Raw genomic sequence first — 14,451 nt, 5'->3', positions numbered from 1 at the left:
TTTTAGCATTATTTAAATAGCTGGAAGCTCATTAAGTAAGAAATAGCTGCTTAGAAAAACGTTTTAATTCAGACGAATTCAACGGTTATGGTTATTAAAAATGAAATTTACAAAGCTTAGTAAAACAATCTGTTTGGCACTGTTTGCCTTACATATCTCTCCATCGTTTGCCCAAGACTCAAACTTGATTCCTGTGACTATCGAAAAAGCGCACAAACAAGCATTCACATCTTCAATCAACGAGGTTGGCAAAATCAGGGCAACGGATTCTGCTGCATTGACATTCAGTGCCTCCGACAAAATTCTCAACATCCATTTCAAAGATGGAGATTCAGTTAAAAAAGGCGAGTTGATCGCTCAACTGGACAATACCAAAGCGAAAGCCGATTTAGACAAAGCAAGAAGCTCTCTAGCGTTAGCAAAGTCGAAATTAAAGCGAGTACAAGAATTACTAAAGAAACAGCCTGACTCTATGTCTCAACAAGATGTGGAAGAACTGGGCGAACAGGCGAACCTAGCCGCAGCTGATTTCCGTCAGAAAGAAGCGCTGATGAATGACTATTTATTGGTAGCACCATTTGATGGGCAGTTAACTAACTTCACCCACTCAGTGGGCAGTAAGATTGATAGCGCAACCGCGTTGGTGAGTTTGATTAAACTCGATCCTGTCGAAGTTCAGTATTCCATTGGACAATCGGATTTAGGCAACGCAAAACTTGGGCAGAATGTCTCTATCCAAGTTGATGCTTTTGTCGATGAAGCGTTTTCTGGTGTGGTGGATTACATTGCCCCCACGGTTGATGAGAGTTCAGGTCGCGTAGAAGTACACGCGCACGTGACCAATCCAGATCATCGCTTAGTTCCGGGCATGTTTGCCAAAGTAAGCCAAATGACGAGCGAAGACACGACTCAAATGGTGGTTTCCCAAAATTCCGTTCAAGCAAAAAATACACAACGTTTTGTATGGATTGTGAATGGCGAAAAAATCGAGCAACGCATTGTTGAATTGGGCGTGAATACTAACGATGGGTATGTCGTTGTAGAAAGCGGATTGAAACTGGGTGATCAGGTCGTAGTGACGGGACAGCAGAACCTAAAGAAAGCGTCTCTAGTTAAGGTAATGAACCCTAATGCGGAGCAGAAAACGGTTGAGTTAATAACGGAGCCGGTAGATAAAGTGGTCACTAAGCAGACCGTTAAGCCCGAGGTAGAAAAGACCGAAACACAGATTGATGAAGCACATCCGGTTGAGCCTTCGGTTGATTGGACGGAAGCAACAAAAGGTGTAGACGAAGCGGTCAACGAAAATAACGAGCGTGCGGAAACTAATGCGGCCGCTGAGCAATCATCGAGCGAAATCCAAAGCCAGGAAACTCACAGCAAGGAAATCCAAAGCAAGGAAGCCGTAACAAAGGAGAATCTGAATGAAGCTTCCTGAGATTTGTATCAAGCACCCTGTGTTTGCGTCTGTTCTGAGTATTACCATTGTTTTGCTTGGGCTTTTGTCGTTTCAAAAGCTCTCAATCCAATACTTTCCTGAACATAAAACACCGTCGGCGACTGTAACCGCGGCGATCAATGGCGCGAGCGCTGAGTTCATGTCGCGCAATGTGGCAGATAAACTGATCACGGCGGCAACAGGCTTAGACAGCGTGAAAACCATGACGACCGACTGTCAGGAAGGAACGTGTAATCTAAAAATCATTTTTGAAGATGACATTAATGACGTCGAATACACCAGCTTGATGAACAACCTGCGTAGCAGTGTTGAAGCGATTGGTGATTTTCCTCCGAGTATGACGGATAAGCCAACGGTAACGGATGACTCTTCTGATACCAGTATGCCGAGTAACATCATCACGTTTGTGAATACCGGCAAGATGTCTAAGCAAGACATGTATGACTACATTAGCCAGCAAGTTGTGCCCCAGTTTAAGCACATACAAGGTGTGGGGGGGATTTGGGGGCCGTATGGTGGCAGTGAAAAAGCGGTGCGTGTGTGGTTACAACCAGATCGAATGATGGCGCTCAATATGAGTGCATCCGATGTGGTTGGAACATTAAGCTCATACAATGCGACATTTACCGCGGGTACTATCAAAGGTCAGGTGCGAGATTTCTCCATTAACCCAGTCAACCAAGTGACCAGTGTTGATGATGTGCGAGATTTGGTGGTTCGTGTCGATAACGGCAAAATCATTCGCATTGGCGATATTGCTGAAGTAAAAATGGGTGAGGAGAGCCTTACACCGAGTATTCTTCGTGTTGACGACAACTTAGCTATGTCGATTCAGGTACTGCCACTGAAAAGTGAAAACCCAGTGACGGTTGCCAATAAGGTTAAGAAGCAAATAGACGTGATTCAACCTCAGTTGCCTGAAGGCATTGAGATGAAGATGGTCTACAACCAAGCTGATTTTATTAAAACTGCAATTGACGAAGGCTTTATGACTTTAGTGGAAGCGATTGTTCTGGTTTCAGCCGTTGTCGTGTTGTTCCTTGGTTCAGTTCGTGTGGCGTCTATTCCTATTATCACCATTCCTGTGTGCGTAATAGGCGTATTTGCCGTCATGCATTTACTTGGATTTAGCATCAACGTACTGACGATTCTCGCTATCATTCTCGCCATTGGTTTGGTGGTTGATGATGCGATTGTTGTGGCTGAAAACTGCTACCGTCATATCGAAGAGGGTGAAACGCCGTTCAATGCTGCAATTAAAGGGTGTCGAGAGATCGTATTTCCAGTGATTGCGATGACGCTGACTTTGGCCGTTGTTTACTTACCAATTGGCTTGATGGCAGGCCTAACCGCCGATCTATTCAGGCAGTTCGCGTTCACGCTTGCAGCAGCGGTGATCATCTCTGGGTTTGTGGCGTTAACGCTCTCACCAATGATGAGTGCTTACTTAATGAAGCCAGTATCAACCCCGGCGAAGTGGTATCAAAAAGTTGATGCGAAACTGAATGTGTTATCGGATTTATACACGAAAGAGTTAGGCAAATGGTTTGATCGTAAGGCTCTGATGAGTGGTATTGCTTTAGTGCTGATCGCTTTATCGGCCTTAGCGGTTTGGACAATGCCTCAAGTGTTGCTTCCAACGGAAGATACTGGTTTTGTTGAGGTCACTTCAACGCCTCCTACAGGAGTCGGACGTCAGTATCACCTAGACAACAACGAGCAACTCAACAGTGTGTTCAAAGGTGATAATTCAGTAGAAGCGAATTTATCTTACATCGAAGGGACTCCGACCAATCACGTTTTATTGAAATCATGGGGCGAGCGTGACCAGTCAGCTGATGAGTTGGTGAACGAGTTTATCGCTAAAGCGCAAAGTTCGGTCTCTGCTTATGGCATGTCTTTCAAGGTTCGCTCGGCTGATAACTTGAACATTGCCACTAATATGATCCTAGAGTTAACGACGGTTAACCGTGATACCACCGTATTGTCGGAAACGGCGAATGAGGTGGTGGAGGCGCTTGAGAGTTATGAGGGCGTGACCAACATTAAAAATTCGATGTTGCGTGACCAATTGCGTTATGACTTGTCGATTGACCGCAATGCTATCGTATTGTCTGGTGTGGATTACAGTAATGTCACCAATGCGCTATCTACTTTCTTAGGATCAGTGAAAGCGGCAGATCTACAAGCGGATGATGGCTATACGTACCCAATTCAAGTTCAAGTAAATCTTAGTGATCTTGGCGATTTCAAGGTGCTCGATAAGCTGTACGTGGATTCACAGTCGGGTCAAAGGCTTCCTTTATCTCAGTTTGTATCAATCAAGCAAGTGACATCGGAATCTAATTTCAAGACGTTCATGGGTAAAGACAGTGCTGAAATCACCGCGGACTTGATGCCCGGATATACGGCGAGCGACGTGAAGGCATACATTGATGACACGGTACCAAGTCTGTTGAAACCTGCTCAGAGCTACGAGTTCAATGGCGTAGTTAAAGACCTGGTTGATTCAACCGCGGGCGCACAAGTGCTGTTCGTATTGGCGTTGATTTTCATCTTCTTGATCTTGGCGGCGCAGTTTGAAAGCTTTGTTGACCCAATGATCATCTTGCTAACGGTTCCATTGTGTATTGTGGGCGCGATTTTGACGCTTTCGGTATTTGGTCAAAGCCTCAATATTTACTCGAAGATAGGATTGCTGACACTGGTTGGTCTCGTGACCAAACACGGTATTTTGCTGGTGGAGTTTGCCAACGAGAAACGCAAATCTGGCGCGAGTGCGAAAGAAGCGGCGATCAGCAGTGCACGTTCAAGGTTACGTCCAATCTTGATGACCTCACTGACGATGATCCTCGGTTCATTGCCATTGGCACTGGCGGATGGCCCGGGTTCCTTAGGTCGAATCAATATTGGTTTGGTTCTGGTCGGTGGCTTGTCTGTCGGAACTTTTTTCTCATTGTTCTTAGTGCCAGTCGCGTATGTCGGTATGGCGAACCTAAAGCAAATGGATTTGTTGACTCGATTGAGAACGAAACCAGCGTAGCGAGATGTTTTAGGTTTAGCTAGATACTTCAAGGCCCTCATTGTGAGGACCTTTTGCTGTTGTGGGCTAGATTAAGTGAGGAGAGCGGTTAGAAGTCGTAGTTTAGATTCATTGAGCTGTAGATTTCGGCGTTACTTTGGTCTGATGCGACAGTGGTGTTGTAGATGTATTCTGTATCAAAAGTCAGCGCCAAATTGCCCATTAAGATGTTCTTTAGATAGCCTTTGAGGTTGTAATTGGTGTTCTCTTCACCGTAAGCCATGTTAGCCGTTGCCCCCATAGAAAACGTTTCTGTGATCGTCAGAGAGCCATCAACACTGGCATTCACGATCAGTTCATAGTTCTCTTTGTTCGGGAACTCTTCATCGGAGGATTGGCGTTGACTGATTCGGTAACCCGGACCAGCAGAGCCTTGAAGTTTGATTCTTTCAGTATCATAAAAGTGGCGACCCAATCCTGTAGCCGTTATAAATTGCTTACGATAAGTACCAAAGTGGTCGTGTTCAAAACGTGTTGTTGCGACCAAATAGGTGACTTCGTTCAAGTCATAGCTGATGCCATAGTTGGTGGTATAGCGATTGGTGCCGTCTTCATCGTTTTCAGCATCGGTATAGTAGGTATCAAACTGAACTCGTTGGCCCCAGTTCTCTTTTTTGTATCCAACAGAGATTCCAGAGTTGATCGACAAAGATGAGCTGGTGTTTTGTGAGTAGATAAACCCGAGTTTGGTCAGGGTTGTAAAAGGGGATTCTTGAGCTTCTTCTTTTAAGTCAGAACCTTCGCTTAATACGACGTCGCCCTCGAGTTCTACTTCTTCAACTTCTTCGGCAAATACGGGCATAGAGAACGCGATGAGAAATAGAGGCAGCTTTGCTAGGGAGCGTGTGTATAAAACTGTGTTGGTTAATGGGTGCTTAGTTTATGTTCAAAGCGCCAGAACAGTATTTAAATGAATGTGAATGATCTTTCGTGAGGTTACTTGATATTGGTTTAGGAATATTTGGGGAGGAAAGTTGGGTTTATGATTGAAATAACAGCTCAGAAACACAGAGAGCAAGGCGCTCTCTGTGTTGGTCATTTTGCTACTATCGAAACTTGCTGATGAGCATTATCTCTGGCGTCTTGCGACCAAAGTAAATCGGTAATCGTTAGACGTGAAGTAGTTACGGCTGTATTCAAACACCGTGTTATTGGCGAGGTAACCGCGAGTACGTTTTTCAATGATAGGCTGAGCTGGGTCAATACCTAACTGTTTAGCAACGTCTTCAGGCGGAAGAATCGGTACCAATTCCTGCTCACTTCGATCAATCACCATGCCTTTGGTGTTCTCAATAAAGTCGTATTTTGATGTCTGCATCACTTGATAGGTGAGATCTGGGAATAGGGCAACAGGTAACCAAGTTTCTTCAACCGTGATTGGATTGTTGTCTATGAAACGAACACGTTTTACGTAGAAAACCAATTCGCCTTCTTTGATATCTAAATGTTCAGACATCGCCAAAGAACACGGCTTCATTTCGAAGGCCAGAACTTCACTGTGTGTAACCACATCCAAATGCGCCCACTTTTCTTGAAAGCTCGACTGTTTGTAGATGTCGTAATTGATCTTGTTCTCTTTGACGTAAGTACCACTACCTTGAACGCTTTCCAGCTCATCGTTTTCGATCAGTAGTTTCAGCGCCTGTCTAACCGTTACACGACTTACCGAGAATACTTCACGCAATTGCGCTTCCGTTGGGAGTGCTTCTCCAACTTTATATTCACCAGAACTGATCTTTTCTCTTATTGCATCGGCGATTTGGCGATACATAGGGAGTCTTGCCATTTTTGCCTCATTTGTGCGCTAGGACAACTAGACTTTGATTAACAACCTGTACCTTAAATACGTAAATTTGCTCTATATAAGCCTTGCTTTAAAGGTTAGTGTGAGCGTCGTATCGGCGTTTTGTAGTACATATAATACAAATTAAACGATACATAACAAGCTTTCTTAAAGGATTTACCAATACGATTTAAATACAAATTAAATACAAATATGTATTGATGAGATCGTGATCACGGATTAAATGTCTTGAGGTTGTATTATTCTTCTCGTCGACAGGGACGACTGTCGTACTAATCCGTGACTATGGGACAAAGGTTATGAAACTTACTACTCTAACGAATAAGTCGCTCGTAAATCTGCAAACTACGTTTAGCAGTCGAGAAGAAGCGATTTACGCACTTGCTGACCAACTGAATCAGCAAGGCAAACTGCACAACAAACAAGAGTATCTTGATGCAGTATTTGCTCGTGAAGAGCAAGGCCCGACAGCGCTTGGCGAAGGCCTAGCAGTACCGCACGGCAAGACTGACGCGGTTAAAGAAGCTGGTTTCGCTGTTGCAACATTGAAAGAAGACATGAAATGGAAAGGCCTAGATGAAGACGAAGATGTGAATCTTATCTTCCTAATTGCGATTCCAAATGCAGAAGCGGGTTCTACCCACATGCACCTGCTGACCGAACTGACAACCACATTGGTTGATGACGATGTTCGTGAAGCAGTATTAAAAGCAACAACCGCTGATGAAATCTTCGCGCTTCTTGATGGCGATAATCAGCAAGAAGAAAAACAAGACAACTTAGATACAAATGCGCCGACAATTGTATGTGTTACTGCTTGCCCTGCAGGCATTGCTCACACCTATATGGCGGCAGAATACCTAGAAAAAGCCGGCAAAAAGCTTGGCTACAAGGTTCATGTTGAAAAGCAGGGCGCAAACGGTATTGAAGATCGCTTAACTGCGGAACAACTTAATAATGCTGTAGCGTGTGTGTTTGCTGCTGAAGTGGCGATTAAAGAATCTGAGCGCTTTAACGGCATTCCTCGTATTGAAACGCCAGTCGCAGAACCGATTAAACACGGTGAGCGCATTTTAAACGAAGCGATCGAAGAGTCGAAAAAAGGCAACGGTGCAGAGCGTAAAGTAGCTACTGATGATAAACCGAAGAAACTGCCACTGAAAACTGAGCTCAAACAAGCACTGCTTTCTGGTATTTCTTACGCAGTTCCTCTTATCGTTGCTGGTGGTACTGTTCTTGCGGTTGCTGTTCTTATCGCGCAAATTTTTGACCTGCAAGAGCTCTATGCAACAAAAGATTCTTGGCTATGGATGTATCGCAAACTAGGTGGCGGCCTACTGGGTACATTGATGGTGCCAGTACTGGCAGCTTACACAGCTTACTCATTAGCAGATAAACCGGCACTTGGTCCTGGTTTTGCCGCAGGTATTGCAGCAAACATCATTGGCTCTGGTTTCCTAGGCGGTGTTGTTGGTGGTTTGATTGCGGGTTACGTGATGCGTTGGGTAAAAGAGCATGTTCGCTTAGGCCCTGCATTTAACGGCTTCCTTACTTTCTACCTTTATCCGGTGATCGGTACTTTGGTGGCAGGTAGCTTGATGCTGTTTGTTATCGGTAAACCTGTAGCGTTCCTAAACCAAGGTCTAACGGACTGGTTGAACGGTATGTCAGGCACCAATGCGCTGTTATTGGGTGCGATTCTTGGTCTGTTTGTATCATTCGACTTAGGTGGTCCGGTAAACAAAGCCGCTTACGCATTCTGTTTAGGTGCAATGGCGAACGGTGTTTATGGCCCATACGCAATCTTTGGTTCAGTAAAAATGGTATCGGCGTTCACCGTAACGGCTTCAACCATGATTGCTCCACGCCTATTCAAAGACTTTGAGATTGAAACCGGTAAATCAACTTGGCTACTTGGCTTAGCGGGTATTACTGAAGGTGCAATCCCAATGGCGATTGAAGATCCAATCCGTGTAATCGGTTCATTCCTACTAGGCTCTGTGGTTACAGGCGCGATGGTTGGTGCGGCAGGTATTGGTCTATCCACTCCGGGCGCAGGTATCTTCTCTATTTTCTTGTTACACGATTCTGGTTTAGGCGCATTCTCTGCTGCTGCAATCTGGTTCGGTGCTGCGATTGTCGGCACAGTGATTTCAACCATTACTCTTCTGATGTGGCGTGGTCACGCTGTAAAAAAGGGTAAATTTGAAGCAAGTACTGCAACACAGAACTAACTAAATTTTGAGTTAGCTCCTAACTCACTGCGAAATCAATATATAAAAAATAACAAACAACTGGCTGCCCTAAATACCTGTGCTCCTAACGGTTTTATTCACACAGATTCTGGGCGTGGTTTTCTGCACCCTAAATTTAGTGGCAGCCAATTTTAACCCCTTGAAAAAATTTAATTTAGTCGTATTTGGGTTCGAACTTTAGTTTTACTCGAAGCGACACATTTAGGTAAATGATTATGACTACATCACGCGTACATATTACTCCTCACATGCACTGGGATCGTGAATGGTATTTCACAACAGAAGAGTCTCGTATTCTTCTTGTGAACAACATGGAAGAAATCATGAACCGTCTGGAGAGCGATCCAGAATACAAATACTACGTTCTAGATGGTCAAACCGCCGTTTTAGAAGACTACTTCGCAATCAAACCAGAAAACACAGAGCGCGTAAAAGCATTGGTTGAAGCGGGCAAGTTAATTATTGGCCCTTGGTATTCTCAAACCGACACAATGCAAGTTTCTGGTGAGTCAATTGTACGCAACATGATGTATGGTATTCGTGACTGTATGAAGTTTGGCGATGCAATGAAGATTGGTTACCTACCAGATTCATTCAGCATGAGCTCACAGCTGCCGATGATCTACAACGGTTTCGACATCACGCGTGCAATGTTCTGGCGTGGTTGTTCAGAACGTCATGGCACCAACAAAACAGAATTCTTATGGCAATCAAACGACGGCAGTGAAGTTACGGCACAAGTGCTTCCGCTAGGTTACGCAATTGGCAAATACCTTCCACAAGACGAAGAAGGCTTGCGTGCTCGTTTAGATAAGTACTTCCCAGTGCTAGAAAAGCCATCGGTAACGAAAGACATTTTGCTGCCGAATGGCCATGACCAAATGCCGATTCAAAAAGACATCTTTGAAGTAATGGACAAACTTCGCGAAATCTACCCAGATCGCGAGTTCTCAATGAGTCGCTTTGAAGAAGTATTCGAAAAAGTAGAAGCAGCACGCGACCAACTCGACACAATTAAAGGCGAATTCAACGACGGTAAATACATGCGTGTTCACCGTACTATTTCGTCTACGCGTATGGACATCAAACTGATCCATGCAGAAATCGAAAACAAGATTGTAAATATCTTAGAACCGCTAGCATCTATCGCTTGGACATTAGGCTTTGAATACCACCACGGTTTGATTGAGAAAATGTGGAAGGAGAGCATGAAGAACCACGCTCATGACTCGATTGGCTGCTGCTGTTCTGACAAGGTTCACGCTGAGATCCTAAACCGTTACATCCTTGCGGACGACATGGCGACCAACCTGATTCATTTCTACAAGCGTAAGATTGTTGACCACATGCCGGATCGCGAAGGTTGCGACAAACTGGCGATGTTTAACCTTTCTCCATACGAGCGTGAAGAAGTGGTGAACACAACCATTACTATCCGTGCTCAAGAATTCTCAATCTTTGATGAAAACGAAAACCCAGTTGAGTACTTCATCCAAGACAAGCGCCAAATTGACCCGGGTAAAGTAGACCGCCAAATCGTTCACTACGGTAACTACGACCCGTTCATGGAGTTTGATATTCAAATCAAACGTAGTGTTCCTGCAATGGGCTTCACCACGTTACACATCCAAGGTAACGAGAAGGGTGCAGTAAAAGTTGCAGAACAAAAAGACTACTTATTAGAGAACGAGTACTACCGAATCAATGTAAACGACAACGGTACTCTGACTATTTTCGATAAAGAGACAGAGCAAGTATTCGACCAAGTCCTTCGTTTAGAAGACGGTTCTGATGACGGCGATGAGTACGATTACTCTCCATCTCGTCAAGAGTGGTTACTGTACTCAGATGAATTCCCAGTCGAAACATCGATTGATCACCAAGGCTTCCAATCGGTAGCGAACATCGCTTTCCGCATGAACGTGCCTGCCAACCTTACAGAGCGTGAAGAACGCACGGGTCAAAACGGATTCGTTGAAGCGCAATGCCAAGTGGTATTGAAGCAAGGTTCTCGCCGCATTGAAGTACGCATGGAACTAGACAACCAAGCCGACGACCACCGTGTACGTGTGCTAGTACCAACGCCATTCGTTTCTGAAACTGTGGTTGCAGATAACCAGTTCGGTTGTATTACTCGACCAACCAATGACCCTGCTATGGCGGTTTGGGAAGAAGAGAAGTGGAAAGAAGCGCCAGTTCCTGTGTATCAGTTAATGAACTTTGCTGCGTTAGAAAACGGTAACGCGGGCATGGCAATCATGTCGAATGGTCTACGTGAATTTGAAGTGATTGCATCTCAAGGTGACGAAAACCGAGATACCTTCGCACTGACACTATTTCGTGGTATCGGTGTGTTGGGTAAAGAAGAGCTATTGCTTCGTCCGGGTCGTCCTTCAGGTATCAAGATCCCGACCCCTGATTCACAAGTGCGCGGCAAGCTAGTGTGTGAATTCACGCTGTGTGGCTTCTCTGGCAACCATATTGACGCCAACATCATGGCGCAAGCACGTGACAATGTCACTCAAATCGAATGCTACAACAAGATCCCTTACAACGCGATGAAGCTAAACGTAGGTGAGCAGAACCTACCGTTGAGTTTTAGCCTTTTGTCTAAGCAACAATCAGGCGCTGTGCTGAGTGTACTGAAGAAAGCGGAAGATGAAGATGCGTTGATCATGCGTGTCTACAACCCGGCAGAAACAGGTTCAGTGTCAGATTCAATCTCCTTCACTCAAACCGTTTCGAGTTGGAAAGAGACAAGCATGGACGAGCGAGTACGCGAAGGTGATGTAGCATCTGAAGACTTCGGCCAGTTGGCATCTTGCCAAGCAAAAACATTCCAAATCAAATTCTAATTTCAATCACCCGCTCACCTTGGTGAGCGGGAATGGTGAACGACAATGAAAATTGTAATTGCCCCCGATTCATTTAAAGAATCACTCGACGCTCATCAAGTTGCGTCTTGTATTGAGCGTGGGTTTGCTGATGTTTTCCCTCATGCAGAGTTTGTAAAAATGCCACTCGCCGATGGCGGAGAAGGCACGGTAGACGTGTTGCTAGAGGCGCTCAATGGTAAGAAACAAGGGTTGCAAACGATGGACCCAATCGGACGTGAATGCACAGCTTACTGGGCATCGTTAGAGCAGGCTGTTGATGGAAAAAATGTAAAAACTGCCTTGGTAGAATTTGCTCAAGCGTCTGGCTTAGATCGATTAACGGTAGAAGAAAGATCACCTCTTACAGCATCATCTTACGGCACAGGGTTGCTGATTAGAGATGCGCTAGATCAAGGCGTTGAACAAATCATTATCGGCTTGGGCGGTAGCGCCACCAACGATGCAGGTGCAGGCATCTTACAAGCGTTGGGAGGCAAGTTATTCGACAAACAAGGCAACGAGCTATCTGGTGGCGGCGCCGAGTTAAGCCAGTTAGCAAGCATCGATCTTGATGGACTGCACCCTAGATGCAAAGAAGTGACGTTCGTGGTCGCATGTGATGTGAATAATCCACTGTGTGGCGAAAGCGGAGCCAGTGCCGTGTTTGGTCCACAAAAAGGGGCTTCACAAGCTCAAGTTGAACAACTTGATACTGCGATCGGACACTTTGCCGATATCGCTCAAGCGCGCACGGGTATTAGTCATCGCGACACAGCTGGTTTTGGTGCGGCTGGTGGTACACCTCTGGGGTTAAGTCTTGCATTCAATATCCAAATTAAAGCGGGTATTGAGATGGTATTAGATGCTTTGGATGCAGATAAGGTTCTTGAAGGTGCTTCACTGGTCGTGACCGGAGAAGGGCAGATGGACAACCAAACCCTGCAAGGTAAAACACCTTTCGGTATCGCTCAGCGAGCTCAAAAGCTGAATATTCCAACCATTGGAATTGCGGGCTCTTTGGGGCAAGACGTTGAAAAACTTTACGGCTCAATGTCTAGCTTATTTGGAACCGTACGTTCACCTCAGTCTTTAGACCAAGTTTTATCAGAAGCGAATCAAAACCTGACTCGTACTGCCCGTAATATCGCCGCCACGCTCAAGCTTGGCAGCCTGATTTTTAATGAGAAGTAATTATGTCTCTATTTAAACTCGACAACGTTATTCAAAACTACGCATGGGGAAGCAAAGACTCCATTAACCAACTTTTTGGTATTGTGAACCCAAACCAAGAACCTCAGGCAGAAATTTGGATGGGTGCTCACCCTAATGGTTGCTCAAAAGTAGGTGATACCGGCGAGTCGCTTTCTCACATGATTGATGAGAATAAAATCGATGTATTAGGCGGGTATACGGCGTCACGTTTCGGTGAACTCCCTTTCCTGTTTAAGGTGTTGGCCGCTGAAACTCCGTTGTCGATTCAGGTTCATCCGAATAAGCGAAAATCTGAATTAGGTTTTGAGCGAGAGAATGCACTTGGCATCCCTTTGAATGCGTCTAATCGTAACTACAAAGATCCAAACCATAAGCCTGAGTTGGTTTATGCGTTGACCTTCTACAAAGCGATGAATGGCTTTCGTCCAATCGACGATATTATTGCCTTGTTCGAAGAAGCAGATATTCCTTCGTTAGCGATTGAGCTTAATGTACTTAAAGCCAATGCCGACAGTGATTCTCTGAAGTCTTTCTTTAGCGCAATTATGTCTCTTGAAGGTGACCGCAAAGCGTCTGCGCTTAATGAGCTTTATGCTGCACATGCGCGACCAGCTAAAACGGTCATGGGGCGTGAAGCTCTGCAATACAGCATTGAATTCAAACAGCACTATCCGGGTGATATTGGTTTGTTTGCACCATTGATGCTCAACACGGTTGAACTGGCGCCCGGTGAAGCGATGTTCCTGTTCGCAGAAACACCTCATGCTTATGTTCAAGGCACAGGTTTGGAGATTATGGCAAACTCAGACAATGTGCTGCGCGCCGGTCTTACACCCAAATACATAGACGTTCCTGAGCTTATCGATAACACGATCTTTGAGCCGATTAAGCCAGAAGATATTCGTCTTAAGCCTGTATTGAAAGAGGGCAAGATGAGCTATCCGATTCCAGTGGATGACTTTGGCTTTGATATCTTGTCTGCGACTGATGAGAGCAAGTCACAGTATTTACGTAGCGCGGAGATCTTGTTCTGTGTGGAAGGAGAGGCGACCGTAACCTCAGAAGGTCGTACAGTTTCTCTTAAGCCTGGAGAATCGGTCTTTGTAAGTAGTAATTCAAGTGTTTACCAATATCAAGGGAATGGCATTTTGGCTCGTGCTTTTAACTAGTGCCCCCGTGCTAGCGATCAGCAAAAGAAATGTCAGAGTGCCACTGTAAAGTGGTACTCAATATTGGATTGATGGTTGTTACCTATCTGTCTTTGACAGTCATGATTATTGACCATACCCGCTACTCTTGCGGGTTTTTTTATAAGTAGAATGAGCCGATATAAGTTTGTACAAAAGAGAAACCCTGCGTTGAGAGCAGGGCTTTTATTGAATCAGTACTGAGTGACTGGTTAGGCAATGTGCGTCATTTTATTAAGTACAAAGGTTTCGATACAGTCTTCAGTCGCAGCCATGTACAGAGCGATGTGTTGGCTCGCTAAGTGTTTCTCTAGATGAGCTTCAGATTCCCAGTTCTCATGAAAAATGAAGTGGGCAGGGTTACTGTTATCTTGGTGCAGATCGTAATTAATACAGCCGTCTTCAGCACGGGTTTTATCGATCAATTTAATCATCTCTGATTTAACTAACTCAATCTTATCTTCTTTAGAGACGATTGTTGCAATAATAGTCAGTTTGCTCATTTTCAATTCCTTAGGTCTAAACTCAGTAAGTTAAAGTAATATAAGTATAAATTCAGATTGAAGAAAGAGTTCT

Annotated in this window: 9 protein-coding genes; 6 read left to right on the top strand and 3 right to left on the bottom strand. The window is 44.9% G+C overall.

The window, feature by feature from the left end:
- Window positions 1-100 precede the first annotated feature (100 nt).
- Both AB4486_RS12540 and AB4486_RS12535 read left to right on the top strand, forming a co-directional pair.
- Complete coding sequence (locus tag AB4486_RS12540) at window positions 101-1,438, top strand: efflux RND transporter periplasmic adaptor subunit (RefSeq protein WP_371725142.1); 1,338 nt, start codon at window positions 101-103, stop codon at window positions 1,436-1,438.
- Window positions 1,425-4,502, top strand: coding sequence for an efflux RND transporter permease subunit (locus tag AB4486_RS12535; RefSeq protein WP_102333513.1), 3,078 nt, complete (start codon window positions 1,425-1,427; stop codon window positions 4,500-4,502). Before AB4486_RS12540 ends, AB4486_RS12535 begins: the two co-directional genes overlap by 14 nt.
- 88 nt (window positions 4,503-4,590) lie before the next feature.
- Here AB4486_RS12535 and AB4486_RS12530 read toward each other — a convergent pair whose 3' ends face one another.
- Together AB4486_RS12530 and AB4486_RS12525 are read right to left on the bottom strand one after the other, a co-directional pair.
- Window positions 4,591-5,343 carry a YdiY family protein gene (locus tag AB4486_RS12530; RefSeq protein ID WP_372117284.1) on the bottom strand — a complete coding sequence of 251 codons (753 nt, stop codon included), beginning with the start codon at window positions 5,341-5,343 and terminating at the stop codon, window positions 4,591-4,593.
- Window positions 5,344-5,610: 267 nt separating this feature from the next.
- A complete protein-coding gene (locus AB4486_RS12525; RefSeq protein WP_009845448.1) occupies window positions 5,611-6,327 on the bottom strand; it encodes a GntR family transcriptional regulator in 717 nt (238 codons plus the stop codon).
- A gap of 317 nt (window positions 6,328-6,644) precedes the next feature.
- Between AB4486_RS12525 and mngA the strand changes: the two genes are divergently transcribed.
- The 4 genes from mngA to manA all read left to right on the top strand — a co-directional run bounded on the left by mngA (window position 6,645) and on the right by manA (window position 13,857).
- Window positions 6,645-8,579 (top strand): PTS 2-O-a-mannosyl-D-glycerate transporter subunit IIABC, encoded by a 1,935-nt coding sequence (mngA, locus tag AB4486_RS12520; RefSeq protein WP_102320777.1) that lies wholly within the window; start codon window positions 6,645-6,647, stop codon window positions 8,577-8,579.
- A gap of 236 nt (window positions 8,580-8,815) precedes the next feature.
- Window positions 8,816-11,455 (top strand): mannosylglycerate hydrolase, encoded by a 2,640-nt coding sequence (gene mngB, locus AB4486_RS12515; RefSeq protein WP_372117283.1) that lies wholly within the window; start codon window positions 8,816-8,818, stop codon window positions 11,453-11,455.
- Between the two features lie 45 nt (window positions 11,456-11,500).
- A complete protein-coding gene (locus AB4486_RS12510; RefSeq protein WP_372117282.1) occupies window positions 11,501-12,667 on the top strand; it encodes a glycerate kinase in 1,167 nt (388 codons plus the stop codon).
- A 2-nt stretch (window positions 12,668-12,669) separates the two neighbouring features.
- Window positions 12,670-13,857, top strand: coding sequence for a mannose-6-phosphate isomerase, class I (gene manA / locus AB4486_RS12505; protein WP_372117280.1), 1,188 nt, complete (start codon window positions 12,670-12,672; stop codon window positions 13,855-13,857).
- 230 nt (window positions 13,858-14,087) lie between these two features.
- On the opposite strand, the gene AB4486_RS12500 is transcribed toward manA, so the two are convergent.
- Window positions 14,088-14,378, bottom strand: coding sequence for a putative quinol monooxygenase (locus tag AB4486_RS12500; RefSeq protein WP_372117279.1), 291 nt, complete (start codon window positions 14,376-14,378; stop codon window positions 14,088-14,090).
- Window positions 14,379-14,451: the final 73 nt, after the last annotated feature.

Origin of the sequence: Vibrio sp. 10N.222.55.C6, from assembly GCF_041473395.1 — a bacterium.
Taxonomy (GTDB): Bacteria; Pseudomonadota; Gammaproteobacteria; order Enterobacterales; family Vibrionaceae; genus Vibrio; species Vibrio crassostreae_C.
The sequence above is the reverse complement of the archived record's forward strand: the minus strand, read 5'-3'. Positions and strand labels throughout refer to the sequence as shown.